This window comes from Aquabacterium sp. (assembly GCF_035476535.1).
GTDB lineage: Bacteria > Pseudomonadota > Gammaproteobacteria > Burkholderiales > Burkholderiaceae_C > Pseudaquabacterium.
The window spans coordinates 30,219-45,544 of the sequence record NZ_DATILJ010000208.1; the positions used below are offsets into that span (position 1 = coordinate 30,219).

Genomic DNA, 15,326 nt, shown 5'->3' on the forward strand with positions numbered 1-15,326 from the left:
TCAGGACCCGACACGCGACAAGCCCATGCGCTCAACCATCAAGCGCTCCTTGACGTACTGCTCGCGCAGCCACTGGCCGTATTCGACCGGACCCAGATAGTCCAGCACCTGGTCGTACTTGGCGAGTTCCTGCACGAACTGCGGCTCGTGCATCGCTTTCTTGAACGCGTCGTGCAGCACCGTCACCACCGCCGGCGGCAGGCCGCGCGGGCCGCCCAGGCCATAGGGCGACATCGCCACGATGTTGTGGCCCAACTCCTTCAGCGTGGGCACCTGCGGCCAGCGCGGCGAGCGCTTGGCCGCCAGCGTGACCAGCAGGCGCAGGCGGCCCGAATCGACGAAGGGCGCGAAGCCGGTGGAGTTGACGCCGGCCATCACCTGCCCGGTGTCCACCGCCAGCGTCAGCTCGGAGGTGCCTTTGTAGGGCACGTGGATGTAGCGCAGGCCGCGTGCGGTGAACAGTTCTTCGAGCACGATGTGCGGCGTGGTGCCGACGCCATTGGTGGCGATGCTCAGCTCGCCCGGGTGCGCACGGGCGAAGGCGAACACGTCGTCCAGGCTGCGCAACTTGCTGGCCGCGCCCACCAGCAGACCGAAGGTCACGCCCGAGATCTGGATGATGGGCGTGACATCGCGCACCGGGTCCCACAGCACCTTCTGCGTGTGCGGCGCGCGCAGCACCGGCTGCGGGATCTGGGCAATGGTGTAGCCATCGGGCTCGGCCTGCTGCAGGATCGGCATCGCCAGCGTGCCGCCGGCGCCGGCCCGGTTCTCGACATGCACGCTCTGGCCGAGGTGCACCGAGACCAGTTCGGCCAGCAGGCGCAGCGTGATGTCCGTGGCGCCGCCCGCGGCCCAGGGCACCCACAGCGTGATCGGTTTCTGCGGGTAGCCGTTGCCCGCCGGCGCCGCATGCACGTCCGCAGCACCGAACCCGCCGAGACCCAGCGACGCTGCCGCCAGCAGCCATTCGCGCCGCCGCGTCATGGCGGGCCACCGCCGCGCTTGGTCAAGCCGCCGAAGCCGCGCTGCGGGTCGTAGCCCCAGCAGGCCAGCGTGAAGAACACCAGCCCGCAGCCCAGCACCACCCAGGGCGCGAACCCGGGGTCCTTGGCGTAGAGCGCGAAGCGGATCCACTCCACCGCATGGGTGAACGGGTTGAAGCGGGCCAGCTGGTAGACCCATTCGGCGCCGGACTCCTGCAGCTTCCACAGCGGGTACAGCGCGGTGGACAGGAAGTACATCGGGAAGATGACGAAGTTCATCGTGCCGGCGAAGTTCTCCAGTTGCTTGATGTGCACCGACAGCAGCAGCCCCAGCGCGCCCAGCATCAAGGCGCCGGCCAGCAGCGCGGCCAGCGCATGCAGGCCGGCCAGCGACAGCAGCGGCAGTTCGGTGCCGAGCAGCGCCGCCACGACCACGAAGGCCAGCGCCTGCAGCACCGAGAGCAGCGCCGTCGCGCTGAGCTTGCAGAACAGCAGCCAGGCGCGCGGCAGCGGCGCGGTGAGCAGCAGGCGCATCAGCCCCATCTCGCGGTCGTAGACCATCGCCAGCGACGATTGCATGCCGTTGAACAGCAGCACCATGCCGACCAGGCCCGGCGCGATGTAGACGTCGTAGGGGATGTAGGTGTCGTAGGGCTCGACGATGGCCACGCCGAAGACATTGCGGAAGCCCGCGGCGAACACCGCCAGCCACAGCAGCGGACGCACCAGTGCCGAGACCAGGCGGCCGGTCTGCTGCGAGAACTTCAGCAGCTCGCGCAGCACGATGGCGCGCAGGGCCTGCAAGGCATGGGGGATGGCGCTCCGGCGCTCGGCGCTGGCGGCGGCCGATCCGGCCAGGAGGCCGGCCTGCGGCGGCCCGCCACGCGCTGCTGAGGTGTTGTGTTCGCTCATCGCGCCACCTTGCAGGCTTTCTCGGGCGCATCGGCGCCCAGCGTGTCGAGCACGTTCGTGGGATGCAGCAGGCCGTCGATCGGGGCCTGCGCGATGACGCCCTGGCCGTCGGTCAGCAGCAGCGGCTGGCGCAGCTGGCCGTCCCAGGGGCGGAAGCTCATCAGCGTGCCCTTGGAGCCGTCGATCGGTGTGCCGGCCAGTGCCTTGGCCCAGGCGGCGTTCGGTCCCTTGGGCGCCGCCGCGGCAGCGCCGACCAGCGCCTTGCCGGCCAGCCAGGCCACCCAGTCGTGCGCCGTCATCGGCCGCTTGGTCGCCTTGGCGAAGCGGCGCGAGACCTGCGGTGCGCCATAACGCTCGAACTGCGCGTGCCAGGCCACGGCCACCAGGCCGGCGTCGCCGACCACCGGCCGCGGCAGCACCGTGCGGTAGGGCAGCGAGCGGGCGAATTCGCCGTCGCTGTCCACCACCCAGACGGCGTCGTAGCCGGCGCTGGCGGTCAGCAACAGCGGGTTGGCCAGATCCCGCTCACGCGGGTCGGCCGAGAGCTTGAACGGCCGGCTGGCCACCAGCTTCAAGCCATAGCGCTTGATCGCGGCCTGCGCAGTGGCTGCCCGCACCGCGTCCTGCGGGCTGGGGCCGGTCAGCAGCAGCACCTGGGTCCATTTGCGCGCCGTCAGCGTCTGCGCCAATGCATCGGCGCGCATGCGTTCGCTGGACATCAGGTGGAACAGGCGCGCGCGGCAGTCCTGCTGGCGCGCGCGGTCGGCGGCGTCGGACAGGTTCAGCACCGGCAGCTTGACGGCATCGGCCACGGCCAGCATCCAGTCGGTGGGCAGGTCGGTCAGCAGCACCGCGGCACCGGCTTTTTCTGCGGCCAGCGCCGCGGCGCGTGCGGCTTCCAGCGAACCAGCGGTCTGCTTGCTCAGCGCCACCGCGGCCTGCACCGCTTCCAGCTCGAACTGGCCTTCGTCGAGGGCGAGTGCCAGGCCATCCTCCGCCGGCCCGCCGGGGTGGCCCAGGTAGGCACGCTCGGCGCGCGAGCGCTCCAGCCGCGGGTCATCGGCCGGCGTGATCAGCGTGGCTTTCAGCGTGGCGGCCACGGCCGGTGCACTGGGGACGAAGACAGCCAGGGCCAGCATCACGGCGGCGGCGCACGCGGCACCTTTGTTCATTCGACGATCACCAGGCCGTAGGGTACGCGCCCGACTGGGATGCTCTTGATCGCCTTGGCGCCGGCGACGTCCACCACCGTGACGTCGTCGCTGAGGCCATTGACGACCCAGAGCTGCTTCTCGGCCTTGTCGAGCGTGACGTTCCAGGCCCGTTTGCCGACCAGCACCAGATCTGTCACCTTGCGCGCCGGCACGTCGATGAAGGCCACGTGGTTGGCTTTGCCGAGCGAGACGAAGGCGCGCTTGCCGTCACGCGTCATCGTGATGCCCACCGGCGTGATGTCTTCGGCGCGCGCGCCCTTGACCTGGAACTTCAGCGTGCCGGCCACGCTGTGGTCGGCGATGGTGACGATGCTGACGCTGGCATCCAGCTCGTTGGTGACCCACAACTCCTTGCCGTCCGGCGTGATCGTCATGCGCCGCGGCCGCTTGCCGACCTTGATGTTCTTGACCACCTTGGCGCTGGCCACGTCGATCACATGGACCAGGCTGGCCACCTCGGAGGTGACGTAGAGCGTCTTGCCGTCGGCGCTGACCTTCACGCCCTCGGGCTCCTTGCCCACCTTCACGGCCTTGAGCTTTTTGCCGCTGGCCGCGTCGATGAAGCTGGCTTCGCCTTCGTCTTCATTCGAGACGTAGATCGTCTTGCCGTCGGGCGACAGGTCGAAGGCCTCGGGCTCGTCGCCGAGCGGGATGCGCCGCAGCGACTTGCCGGTGGCCGGGTCGATGACATCGGCCGCGTTCGAATCGGTGCAGGCCACCAGCAGCGTGCCATCGGGCGCGCGCTGCACATGGCGGCCGCGCTTGCAGGTGGCGATAGTGCCCTTGACCGCGAGCGTCTTGACGTCGATCAGCGTGATCGCGTCGTCCTTTTCGCTGGACACGTACGCCGTGCCCTGGGCCAGCGCGGCGCCGGTACCGAGCGCGAGGACGAGCGCTGCTGTCAATTTGAATGGGGGATGCATGTCGAGTGCGTGTCAGGGCTTGCTGCAGGGGTTGCCGATTCAGGCGGTGCGGGCGATGAAGCCCGCTTCGAGTGTGGGTTCACCGAGTGTGGCCGTCACCGCGGCCGGCGTGCCATCGGCCAGCAGCGCGCCCTTGTGCAGCACCAGCACGCGGTCGGCGGCCTGGGCCTCTTCGACCCAGTGCGTGGCCCACAGCACGCAGGTGCCGCGCTCGCGCACATCGGCATGCAAGGCAGCCAGCAGGTCTTGCCGCGACTTCGGGTCCAGCCCCACGGTGGCTTCATCCATCAACAACACCGCGGGTCGATGCAGATTGGCCCGCACGAGTTCCACCTTGCGCCGGTTGCCGCCGGACAGCTCGCGCGCCTTGCGGTCCAGATCCGTGCCCAGGCCCAGCGCGGCGCAGTCGTGTGCAATGCGTTCCTTGGCCAGTGCACGCGGCAGGCCCTGCAGATCGGCCTGGAACAACAGGTTGCGCCGCACGCTCAAATCCAGGTCCAGCGAGATCTGCTGGAACACCACGCCGATGTGACGCAAGGCGCGCGTGGCGGCCGTGCGCAGCGAGTGGCCGGCCACCTCGACATCGCCTTCGTCGGCGGCGAACAGCCCGGTCAGCACCTGGAACAGCGTGGACTTGCCGGCGCCGTTCGGCCCCAGCAGCGCGACGAAGCTGCCGCCGCCCAGCGCCAGCGACAAGGACCGCAGCGCCGGGTGTTTGCCATAACGTTTGGTCAGGCCCTTGATTCGCAGCATCGCGGGGGCCGGCTCGGGAAGCGTCATCGGGACTCGTTTCTTCTGCGCTCGCGTCGGGGCGCAAGGATATAGCCTGCAGAGCAAGCCATGGGCCCGCCGCACAGCGACCGAAACGACACGCCGGTGAGTCACGGCGAGACACTCTGTGCCGATGTGGATGCAACGCTTTCACCGCAGCGTGTCAGGCTGGGAAATGGCAGATCGCGCGCGTCAGTGCATGCCCCGTTTCCCACTCGTGGTTTCCCTATGAGGATCATCCCTAGGTCGGCGCATCGAAGTCGACAGCAGCCTGGGTGCGTCACGAGGGAAGTTCGCGTTAGTCCTGTCCTCGGGCGGCGGCCTGGCGGCGTTGCAGAGCACGGGAATGCGCGCGAATCAGCGCATTGCCACGGCGCGCAAAAAACCGGGCGCAGAAATTGCGGTTAGCTGCACGCCGAGTTCTCGAGGTCGCATGACGCATTCGCCGGGTGGACGATGTGTTGCGCGACCGGGCTCCGGTCACTTTCACAAGGAGACATCGATGCGAATTTCTTGGCAGTCCCTTCGGCCCGCCTGGGCGCTTCTGGGAATGGCGCTTCTCGCAACGCCGCACTTGGCCCGGGCCAATGCGGATGTCGAGAAGAACATCGCCAACTCGAAGAACTGGGCGACGCAGGCTGGTGACATGTTCAACCAGCGCTACAGCAAACTGAATCAGATCAACACCGGCAACGTCGGCAAGATGCAGGTCGCCTGGACCTTCTCGACGGGTGTGCTGCGCGGTCACGAGGGCTCGCCCCTGGTGGTCGACGGCAAGATGTATCTGCATTCGCCCTTCCCCAACAAGGTCTTCGCGGTCGATCTCGACTCGCAAAAGATCCTCTGGAAATACGAACCCAAGCAAGATCCCGCGGTGATCCCGCAGATGTGCTGCGACACCGTGAACCGCGGCCTGGCCTATGCCGAGGGCAAGGTCATCCTGCAGCAGGCAGACAGCATGCTGATTGCGCTGGATGCCAAGACCGGCAAGGTGGTGTGGTCGGTGAAGAACGGCGATCCGAAGCTCGGCGCTGTCAACACCAATGCACCGCACGTCTTCAAGGACAAGGTCATCACCGGCATCAGCGGTGGCGAATGGGGTGTGCGCGGCTTCATCGCGGCGTACAACCTGTCCGACGGCAAGCTCGCGTGGAAGGGCTACAGCGTGGGCCCGGACGCCGAGATGCTGATCGACCCCGACAAGACCATGACCTGGACCGACGGCAAGATGGCGCCGGTGGGCAAGGACTCGTCGCTCAAGACCTGGCAGGGTGACCAGTGGAAGATCGGCGGCGGCACGACGTGGGGCTGGTACAGCTACGACAAGGCGCTGAACCTGATGTACTACGGAACCGGCAACCCGTCGACCTGGAATCCGGCGCAACGTCCTGGCGACAACAAGTGGTCGATGACCATCTTTGCGCGGGACGTGGACACCGGCATGGCCAAGTGGGTCTACCAGATGACGCCTTACGACGAATGGGACTTCGACGGGATCAATGAAATGATCCTGGCGGACATCGACGTCAAGGGCAAGGCGACCAAGGCGCTGGTGCACTTCGACCGCAACGGCTTTGGCTACACGATGGACCGCGTCAGCGGTGCACTGCTGGTGGCCGAGAAGTACGACCCGAAGGTCAACTGGGCCACGCACGTGGACATGAAGACCGGACGGCCGCAGGTGGTGGCGAAGTACTCGACCGCAAAGAATGGCCCGGATGTCAACACCAAGGGCGTCTGCCCGGCGGCGTTGGGCAGCAAGGACCAGCAGCCGGCTTCGTATGACCCCAATACCAAGCTCTTCTACGTGCCGACCAACCATGTCTGCATGGACTATGAGCCGTTCAAGGTCGAATACACCGCGGGCCAGCCGTATGTGGGCGCCACGCTGTCGATGTTCCCGGCACCGGGCAGCCACGGCGGCATGGGCAACTACATCACGTGGAATGCCGGCACCGGCAAGATCGTGCAGTCCAAGGCCGAGAAGTTCTCGGTGTGGAGCGGCTCGCTCAATACCGCTGGCGGCTTGTCCTGCTACGGCACGCTGGAGGGTTACCTGAAGTGTGTTGACGCCAAGGACATCACGAAGGAACTTTTCAAGTTCAAGACGCCTTCTGGGATCATTGGCAATGTGTTCACCTACGAACACAAAGGCAAGCAATTCTTGGGCGTGTTCTCCGGCATCGGCGGCTGGGCCGGCATCGGCATGGCAGCCGGTCTCGAGAAAGACACCGACGGTCTTGGCGCCGTGGGTGGCTACCGTGAACTGAATCAGTACACCGAACTCGGCGGCTCGCTGACCGTGTTCGCCTTGCCGAACTGATGACATAACGGCCGCGCTTTTCAACGGCCTGAACCGAGGGGGATGGCGCCAGTGGCTCCGTCCCCTTTTTTTGATGGGTGATACAAAGATGTTTCGCAAATCCATGCTCGGGCTCACGATCCTCCTGGTGAGCACCTCCTTCGCGCAATCGGCGCCCACGGCTCCCTACAAGGTGGTGGACGGCTACAAGGTCGACCCGGAGACGATGAAGGGCTTTCGCACCTGGCGCGCAGCGGCCTGCGACCGCTGCCACGGCGCCAACCAGGAAGGCATGGTCGGCCCCTCGCTGGTGACCGCCTTGAAGACGCTGACGAAGGAAGAATTCGTCAAGACCGTGCGAGATGGCCGGCTGGAAAAAGGCATGCAGAGTTTCGGCACCAGCCCGCAGGTGATGGAGAACATGGACCAGCTCTATGCCTACCTCAAGGGCCGCTCCGATGGCGCGATAACGCGTGCAAAGGTCGAGCCGATGCCATGACGCGGCCGCTGCCCCGATCGTCCCTCCGCTTGATGGCCACGGGGCTGCTGCTGGCAGCGCTGGGCTCGCCCGCGCTAGCGCAGCAGGACACACCGGCCATGCGCAAGGCCTTGCGCGTGTGCCAGGACCCGAACAACCTGCCGTTCTCCAACACGCAGGGCGAAGGCATCGAGAACCGCATTGCCGAGGTCTTCGGCAAGGCGCTGGGCCTGCCGGTGACCTATTACTCGTTCCCGCAGCGCCTGGCCTTCATCCGCAATACGCTGCGCTACAAGCTACCCGGCGAGGACTACCCCTGCGACATCGTGATGGGTGTGCCCGCCGGCTTCGACCAGGTGTCGACCACCAAGCCCTATTACCGGTCGACCTACGCGCTGGTGTTCCCGCGCGGCAAAGGCCTGGACCAGGTCACGTCGAGTGCAGAGTTCCTGCGGCTCGATCCGGCCAAGTTGTCCAAGCTGCGCATCGGCATCTACGACCGTTCGCCCGCCTCGGAATGGCTGAGCCGCCATGGCCTGGTCGAACGCGGCGTGCCCTACAAGATGATGAATGCCGACCCGCAGCAATACCCCGGCGAGATCATCGAGAAAGACCTGGCCAGCGGCAAGCTCGACGTGGCCATCGTCTGGGGCCCGATCGCGGGCTACTTCGCGCAACGGGTGAAGAGCCCGGCGCTGGCGGTGGTGCCGATGCAATCCGAGCCCGGCATCCGCTTCGACTACCCGATGGCCATGGGCGTGCGCTACGGCGAGCGTGAGTGGAAGCAGCAGGTCGAATCCCTGCTCGAATCGCGGCGCACCGAGATCCTGGCCATCCTGAAGGAGTATGGTGTGCCGCTGGTCGATGAATCCTTCTCTGCACCGGGAAAGTGACCCCTGCTGCGACTCCACACGACCGCACGCCATGATCCGCCTGCCGCTGCTACTGCTGCTTGGCGGGCTGCTGTGCCAGCCCGCACTGGCGCAGCCTGAGCTCGCCGGGCACGTGAGCCTGGGCGCCAGCGTGCTGCGCATCGAGGCACCACGGGTCAGCGGCGGTTATGCCTTCGGCTCGGGCGTGATGGTCGATGTCGACAAGCTGATCACCAACTGCCATGTGACGCGTGAAGCGCGGGAGATCCACGTCGTGCGCGGCGGCATGCGCTGGTTCGCGGCCGGCCAGGCCGTGAACATCGATCACGACCTGTGCCTGCTGCATGTGCCCGGCATCCAGGCCCGCGCCGTGCCGCTGGGCCAGGGCGCCGAGTTGACAGTCGGCCAGCCGCTGACGGCGCACGGCTTCACCGGCGGCACGGTGATGCAGCACAGTGCCGGCGAAGTGGTGGCGCTGCACCGCCACGATGGTGCGCAGGTGATCCAGGCCTCCAACCGTTTCAGCTCCGGCGCCAGCGGCGGCGGCCTGTTCGACGATCAGGGCCGCCTGGTCGGCATCCTGACCTTCCGCCTGCGCGGCGGCGCCGCGCACTACTTCGCCGCGCCGGTGGAATGGGTGCGGCAGTTGCTGGAGACCACCACGCCGGAGCAGTTCCGCCCGATCAAGCCCTTCGAGACCGAACAGCTGGCCTACTGGCAGCAGCCCACGAATGCCCAGCCGCAGTTCCTGAAGGCGGCCGTGCTGCAACGCGACAGCCGCTGCGCCGATCCGGCCACCGAAACCCGTGCGGCAGACACCGGCGAACCCGGCCATGCCGCGCCCGCGCCGCCGCCCTGCCCGCCTGCCCGACACTGAGAACCATGACCCAGATGTTTCGCCGCTCAGCCGCCACCAGCTGCCTGATCCTGGCCTTGCTGGCGGCACCTGCCGCGGCGGCGGCCGAGGACTTTTCCCCAGCCGAGCGCGCGCTGTTCGTCACCAACCAGCTGGCCTCGCTGAAGCCGCCGGCTACGCTGAACTACAGCTACCGCAAGAGCGGCAGCCTGGAGGCCGGTTTCGACGACAGCGTGAGCATCGCGCTGCGCGCGCAAACCGACGGCAGCTGCTGCGCCGCGACGGCGAAGTTCCTCAGCGGCGAGCGCCGACTGAGCCTGCCGGACGTGGAATCGGCCCAGGGCAACCCGGTGATCCTGGCCTTCCTGGAGCGCGACATCCGCGAGATGCAGCGCCTCACCAAGGGCCAGGCGAATTATTTTCGCAAGCGCATCCGCATGGCGGTCTACCAGGGGGCCGCGCTGCGCCCGGTGACGCTGAGCTACCGGGGCCGCAACGTGGCCGGGCAAGAGATCGACATCTCGCCCTACCTGGACGACCCGCTGCGCCCACGTTTCGAGAAACTGGCGAACAAGCAGTACCTCTTCACGCTGTCTGACGCGGTGCCGGGCGGTGTCTACGCCATCCGCAGCCGCATTGCCGGCGAGACCGCCGATGCCGCGCCGCTGCTCGTCGAGGAGTTGCGCATCGAGGGCGCAACGCCCGCCACTCCGCCACGCCAACCCTGAATCTTCGAAAGCCCGAGCCCATGACCCATCCGCCCCGCATTGCGCTGAGCTTCACCCTGCTGCTGGCCGCCCTGGGCGCTCATGCCAACGACTTTCCGACCGTCGAACGCGTGCTCTACGTGCAGGAGTGCATGCGCGCCAACCCGGGCCCGAACTTCGAGATGGTCAACAAGTGTTCCTGCGCGCTGGACAAGGTCGCCGCCCAGGTGAAGTTCGACGAGTACGTGACGATCTCGACCATGGCCAAGGCCGTCTCGATCGGCGGCGAGCGCGGCGGCGAACTGCGCGACAACGAAACCATCAAGCCGCAGATCGCGCGCTACCGCGAGCTGCAAACCAAGGCCCAGGCGGCCTGCTTCATCGGCGCCGGCCCCCGGTAGCACCCGATGATCCTGCAGCACCGCCTCCGCAGCGCATGGGCCCGCCTGCTCATGCCCGGGGCGGTGCTGCTGCTACTGATGCTGGCGGCGGGCGGCGCGGCGCAGGCCCAGCTGCCTTCCGGCGACGACCCGGAGGCCAGCGCCATCTGGCACAAGGTGCGCGCCAGCCTGTTCGAAGGCCGCAGCATTGCGCCGGCCAGCGCGGACACGCTGACGCTGGAAGCACCCTCGCGCGCCGTCGATGCCGCGGTGGTGCCCATCGTCATCCGCACGCGGCTGCCGCAGACGCCATCCAGCCACGTCAGCCGCATCTACCTGCTGATCGATGCCAACCCCTCGCCGATTGCCGCGATCTTCCACTTCACGCCGGACAGCGGCCGTGCCGACATCGAGACCCGCGTTCGTGTGGATGCCTACAGCTTCGTGCGTGCCGTGGCCGAGACCAGCGACGGCCGCCTGTTCATGGCCACGCGCTACGTCAAGGCTTCGGGCGGCTGCTCGGCGCCGCCCGGCACCGATGTGCGCGCGGCACTGGCGGCGATGGGCCAGATGCGCTTTCGCATCGAGGGCGACATGGCCGGCACGACGCCGGTGCTGACCCAGCTGCAGATCAACCACCCCAACCATTCGGGGCTGGCGATGGACCAGTCCACGCGCCAGTACACACCCGCTCACTTCGTGCGTCGGGTCGATGTCAGCTACGGCGAGCGGCCGGTGCTGTCCGCGGACGTCGACTTCTCGATCAGCGAGAACCCGATCTTCCGCTTCTACTTCCTGCCGCGCGGGGCCGGCACGCTGCAGGCCACCGTGGTCGATTCGCACGACCTGCGCTTCGGCGCCACGCTGTCGCCGCGTGAGCCGCGGCGCTGATCGGCGGCCCGTTTCGTGCCGGTCGGTGTGAAGATGCGCCAACGCTGCCGCGGCAGCGTCGCTTTGCTGCGGCTCACGCTCGCTCTCGCACCGGCACTTGCACTGCCGCCGGCCCAGGCGGCGCCGTTTGCCTACATCACCAACCAGGGCAGCCATGATGTCTCGGTGATCGACCTCGCGCTGCAGCAAGTGGTGGCCACGGTGAAGGTCGGCCGCTCGCCGGCTGGCGTGGTGGCGTCCAGCCGCGCCGGCCAGGTCTTCGTCTCCAACCCCGACAGCAAGACGATCTCGGTCATCGACATGCGCGGGCAGCGGCTCGCGGCCACGCTGCCGGCCGGCGAAGGACCGGTGGGCCTCGATGCCTCGCCCGACGGCACGCTGCTCGCGGCCGCGGACTGGTACCGCAACCGCCTGCTGCTGATCGACCCGCGCACGCCGACGGCACCCTACGGCGAAGTGGCCCTCGGCCGCGCACCGGCCGGCGTGGCGGTGCACAGCGACGGCAACACCGTGTTCGTCGCCGAGCGCGACGACGACAGCGTCGCGGTGGTCGATGCCCGCGAACGCCGGGTACGGGCGCGGGTGCCCGTCGGCTCGCACCCGTTTGCGCTGCACTTCGACGCGGCCCGCGAACGGCTGTACGCGCTGAACGTGCAAAGCAACGATGTCTCGGTGATCGACACCCACCGGCTGGTGGTACTGGCCACCATCGGCGTCGGCCGTGCGCCTTATGGCGCCGCGCTGGCCCACGCCGGCACGCTGCTGTACGTGACCAACCAGCATGGCAACAGCGTCAGCGTGATCGATGCCGAGACCTTGCGCGTGCTGCGCACGCTGGACGGCTTCGCCTACCCCGAAGGCATCGCGGCGCACGACGATCGTGTCTACGTCGTCAACTGGATGGACGACAACGTCAGCGTGCTCGACGCCGAGTCCGGCCGCACGCTGAGCCGCATCGCCACCGGACAGAACAGCCGCGGCTTCGGCGCCTTCATCGGCAGCCCGCTGCCGCCGTGAGTCCCGTGACCCACGCTCCTTTTCCCCGACCCCTGCAACCCCCACGCTCGCGAGAGAACCTGACATGCTGAATCCCGGAACCCGCGCGCTCGCGGGACTCGCTCTCCTGATCGGACTTGCCGCCCCCGGCGCGGCGCACGGACCCACCCGCCAGAAGGTGACCGAACAGGTCGTCATCGACGCCACGCCCGCCGCAGTGTGGGCCAAGATCCGCAACTTCGATGCGCTGAAGGACTGGCATCCCGCCATCGCCGAGAGCCCGGCCGACAAGGGCAATGCCGTGGGCTCGGTGCGTTCGCTCAAGGTCCAGGGCGGCGGCGCGCTGAGCGAAAGTCTGGAGACCTACGACGACACCGGCATGCGCTACAGCTACCGCGCCAAGGACGGCGGCGCGCTGCCGGTGACCAACTACACCTCGACGATCAGCGTGCGCGCGGACGGCAGCCGGGCATTGGTGGAATGGCGCGGTGCGTTCTACCGCGGCCACCCGGGCAACAACCCCCCGCCCGAGCAGAACGACGACGCTGCGGTGCGGGCGATCACCGGCGTCTACAAAGCCGGGCTGGAGAACCTGAAGAAGGTCGTCGAAAGCAAGTGATGGCCGGCGGCAGGTCATGAGCGCCCCCAGGCCGGCCGAAGCCGGCCGTCCCCCGTGGGGATCCAGCAAAGTGGCAGAGCCATATTTGCAGGTGACGTTTTCGCGCCGCCAGATCACCATCGCCCTTTGCGGGTTGGGCGCGGGAGCCCTGCTGACCGGCATGAGCGCCTGCGCCTCGCCGCACGATGGGCCGCCCAGCGCGGCGCTGCACGAAGGACCCGACGGCGCGCCCCTGCGCGTTGTGCCGGTGGCCAATGGCGTCTACCTGGTCGGAGGCGCCGCCGGCCTGGCCGACCCGCAGAACCTGGGCCGCATCGGCAACACCGGCTTCATCGTCGGCAAGTCCGGCGTGCTGGCCATCGACACCGGCACATCGCATGCGCACGGCCTGGCGCTGCTGCGCGCAATCCGCCAGGTCACCGACAAGCCGGTGCGCCTGGCGCTGGTCACGCACACGCGGCCGGAGTTCCTGTTCGGCGGTGCGGCCTTCCGCGAGGCCGGCATCCCCATCGGCATGCACGAGAAGACGGCGCGGCTGATGGCCGCACGCTGCGACACCTGCCTGAAGCAGCTGCGCCAGACGCTGGGCGACGCGGCGATGCAGGGCACCACGATGTACAAGCCCGATCGCGAGTTCGCTGCCTCGCATGCGGTGGACGGCACGGTGGACGCTGCGGTCGGCGCGATCGGCCGCGCCGTGCGCGTGCTGTACTTCGGGCACAGCAGCGGGCCCGGCGACATCGCCGTGTTCGACGAATCCAGCGGCGTTCTGTTCGGCGGCGGTTTGCTCGACCACGGCCGCATCCCGGACATCCAGGACGCCAACCTCGACGGCTGGAAGCGCGCGCTGGCCGAGTTGCGCGCGCTGCGGGTGAACACGCTTGTGCCCGGGCATGGCACTGCGACATCATCGCCACTGATCACCACCGTGGAACGCTACCTGGTGCAGCTGGAAACCCGCGCACGCGCGCTCGCCGAAGCCGGCACCTCGCTGATGGACGTGCCCGAAGCCACGGCACTGCCCGAGTTCAGCCGGTGGGAGCAGTACGACACCATCCACCCGCGCAACGCCACGATCGCCTACTTGCGCTTCGAGCGCGAGCTGTTCTTCAAGTAGCGCAGCACCCGCAGCACAGAACCTGACGCCACGCACCATGAACCGATCCGAATTATCACGACGAAGCGCCCTGCAAACCATCGCCCGCGCAGGCCTGGGCGGCGCGGCGCTGTGCACGCCGGCCTTGCCCGCGCTGGCGGCCGTCGGCGGCTTGCCATCGGCGACGCATGGCGATTCATCACCTGAATGGGAGCGCCTGCGCGAAAAGCTGTTTGCCCAGCGGCCCATCGAAGCCCAACCCCTGCTCAGCGCGGTGCAGCTGATCGTGCCACTGCGCGCGGCCTATGGCGCCTCGGTGCCGGTGAAGATTGTTTCCAAGCTGGCGCAGCAGACATCGCTGCACGTGCGCCGGCTGTATGTGCTGGTCGACAAGAACCCGTCGCCGCTGGCCGCGATGCTCGATCTCACGCCCGAGCTCGGCCAGGCCGATTTCGAGACCCGGTTGCGCGTCGACGAATACAGCCATGTGCGCGTGGTCAGCGAGTTGTCGAACGGGCAGCTGCACATGGATTCACGCTACGTCAAGACCTCCGGCGGCTGCTCGGCACCGCCCAATCGCGAGTCACTGCACCTGATCGGCAAGACCCTGCTCAAGGTCCCGGGCACGCTGAAGCTGAACGAAGTGAATACCGCCGATGTGACGGTGATCCACCCCAACGACACCGGTTTCGAGCTGAACCAAGTCACTGTCATGTACATCCCGCCGCACTTCGTGCGTTCCATCCGCGTCAGCTACGCGCAGCGCAAGCTGTTCGACGCGGAGCTGGACTTCTCGGTCAGCGAGAACCCGAGCTGGCGCTTCAACTTCGTGCCGCATGGCCGCGGCGAGTTGCGCGCCGAGGTCACCGATTCGAAGGACGGGCAGTTCGTCGGCACGCTCGCCGTGGGCTGAAGGCGCAGGCCCGGCATGCCAGCCTTTCTCGCGCGGGTCGCATTGCTGGGCGCCCTGCTGCTCTGCTGCAGCGCCTGGGCCGGCTTGCCGGCGGCCTATTCACCGCGGGTGGTGCAGCCCAGCGGCCTGCCGCAACGCCATGAGTTCGACCTGACGGCGGCACTGCAGCAAGCGCGGCGCGAGCACAAGCGCCTGTACGTCTACCTCGGCGCCAGCGATTGCGCCTATTGCCGAAAGTACGAGGCCTTCCTCGACCGCAATTCAGCCGAGCTGGTACCGCACTTTTCCAAGCAATACCTGGTGGTCGATTTGCGCAGCAACCTGTCGGTCACGGCGCAGCAGCTGTACATCCGGGTCGGCGCCAGTAGCCTGCCCTATGCGGAGTTCCAGCGTTCGATCGGTGACGAGCG

17 protein-coding genes are annotated in these 15,326 nt (G+C 67.7%); 12 read left to right on the top strand and 5 right to left on the bottom strand.

Annotated elements, in window-relative coordinates; translation table 11 throughout:
• Genes VLK61_RS20545 through VLK61_RS20565 form a run of 5 tightly spaced genes read right to left on the bottom strand, consistent with a single transcriptional unit; the run spans position 1 to position 4,788 of the window.
• Positions 1-987 carry a tripartite tricarboxylate transporter substrate binding protein gene (locus VLK61_RS20545; protein ID WP_325423494.1) on the bottom strand — a complete coding sequence of 329 codons (987 nt, stop codon included), beginning with the start codon at positions 985-987 and terminating at the stop codon, positions 1-3.
• Complete coding sequence (locus VLK61_RS20550) at positions 984-1,898, bottom strand: ABC transporter permease (RefSeq protein WP_325423495.1); 915 nt, start codon at positions 1,896-1,898, stop codon at positions 984-986. Before VLK61_RS20550 ends, VLK61_RS20545 begins: the two co-directional genes overlap by 4 nt.
• Complete coding sequence (locus tag VLK61_RS20555) at positions 1,895-3,070, bottom strand: branched-chain amino acid ABC transporter substrate-binding protein (protein ID WP_325423496.1); 1,176 nt, start codon at positions 3,068-3,070, stop codon at positions 1,895-1,897. The genes VLK61_RS20550 and VLK61_RS20555 overlap by 4 nt, the downstream gene beginning before the upstream one ends.
• The gene (locus VLK61_RS20560; RefSeq protein WP_325423497.1) at positions 3,067-4,035 is read right to left on the bottom strand and encodes a PQQ-dependent catabolism-associated beta-propeller protein; all 969 of its coding nucleotides are present in this window, start codon (positions 4,033-4,035) and stop codon (positions 3,067-3,069) included. Before VLK61_RS20560 ends, VLK61_RS20555 begins: the two co-directional genes overlap by 4 nt.
• A 39-nt stretch (positions 4,036-4,074) precedes the next feature.
• Positions 4,075-4,788: an ABC transporter ATP-binding protein gene (locus VLK61_RS20565; RefSeq protein ID WP_325423498.1), complete on the bottom strand. Its 714-nt coding sequence runs from the start codon at positions 4,786-4,788 to the stop codon at positions 4,075-4,077.
• 520 nt (positions 4,789-5,308) lie between these two features.
• On the opposite strand from VLK61_RS20565, the gene xoxF reads away from it, so the two are divergent.
• The 12 genes from xoxF to VLK61_RS20625 form a co-directional block, all read left to right on the top strand.
• A complete protein-coding gene (gene xoxF / locus VLK61_RS20570) occupies positions 5,309-7,129 on the top strand; it encodes a PQQ-dependent ethylene glycol dehydrogenase XoxF (protein WP_414636836.1) in 1,821 nt (606 codons plus the stop codon).
• Positions 7,130-7,217: 88 nt separating this feature from the next.
• Entirely contained in the window at positions 7,218-7,607 is a 390-nt protein-coding gene (locus tag VLK61_RS20575; protein ID WP_325423499.1) for a c-type cytochrome, read from the top strand.
• Positions 7,608-7,639: 32 nt separating this feature from the next.
• Entirely contained in the window at positions 7,640-8,479 is an 840-nt protein-coding gene (locus VLK61_RS20580) for a substrate-binding domain-containing protein (protein WP_325423510.1), read from the top strand.
• 31 nt (positions 8,480-8,510) lie between these two features.
• Complete coding sequence (locus tag VLK61_RS20585) at positions 8,511-9,335, top strand: S1 family peptidase (RefSeq protein ID WP_325423500.1); 825 nt, start codon at positions 8,511-8,513, stop codon at positions 9,333-9,335.
• A 5-nt stretch (positions 9,336-9,340) separates the two neighbouring features.
• Positions 9,341-10,042, top strand: coding sequence for a hypothetical protein (locus VLK61_RS20590; RefSeq protein WP_325423501.1), 702 nt, complete (start codon positions 9,341-9,343; stop codon positions 10,040-10,042).
• A 20-nt stretch (positions 10,043-10,062) separates the two neighbouring features.
• Positions 10,063-10,422, top strand: coding sequence for a hypothetical protein (locus VLK61_RS20595; RefSeq protein WP_325423502.1), 360 nt, complete (start codon positions 10,063-10,065; stop codon positions 10,420-10,422).
• A gap of 6 nt (positions 10,423-10,428) precedes the next feature.
• Positions 10,429-11,292 (top strand): quinoprotein dehydrogenase-associated SoxYZ-like carrier, encoded by an 864-nt coding sequence (locus VLK61_RS20600; protein WP_325423503.1) that lies wholly within the window; start codon positions 10,429-10,431, stop codon positions 11,290-11,292.
• 33 nt (positions 11,293-11,325) lie between these two features.
• Complete coding sequence (locus VLK61_RS20605; RefSeq protein WP_325423504.1) at positions 11,326-12,309, top strand: YncE family protein; 984 nt, start codon at positions 11,326-11,328, stop codon at positions 12,307-12,309.
• A gap of 64 nt (positions 12,310-12,373) precedes the next feature.
• Entirely contained in the window at positions 12,374-12,907 is a 534-nt protein-coding gene (locus tag VLK61_RS20610; protein WP_325423505.1) for an SRPBCC family protein, read from the top strand.
• A 160-nt stretch (positions 12,908-13,067) separates the two neighbouring features.
• Complete coding sequence (locus tag VLK61_RS20615; RefSeq protein ID WP_325423506.1) at positions 13,068-14,024, top strand: MBL fold metallo-hydrolase; 957 nt, start codon at positions 13,068-13,070, stop codon at positions 14,022-14,024.
• Between the two features lie 37 nt (positions 14,025-14,061).
• Positions 14,062-14,916 (top strand): quinoprotein dehydrogenase-associated SoxYZ-like carrier, encoded by an 855-nt coding sequence (locus tag VLK61_RS20620; RefSeq protein WP_325423507.1) that lies wholly within the window; start codon positions 14,062-14,064, stop codon positions 14,914-14,916.
• Positions 14,917-14,931: 15 nt separating this feature from the next.
• Positions 14,932-15,326, top strand: a 395-nt coding sequence (locus tag VLK61_RS20625; protein ID WP_325423508.1) for a thioredoxin family protein, incomplete at its 3' end; no start/stop codon positions are given.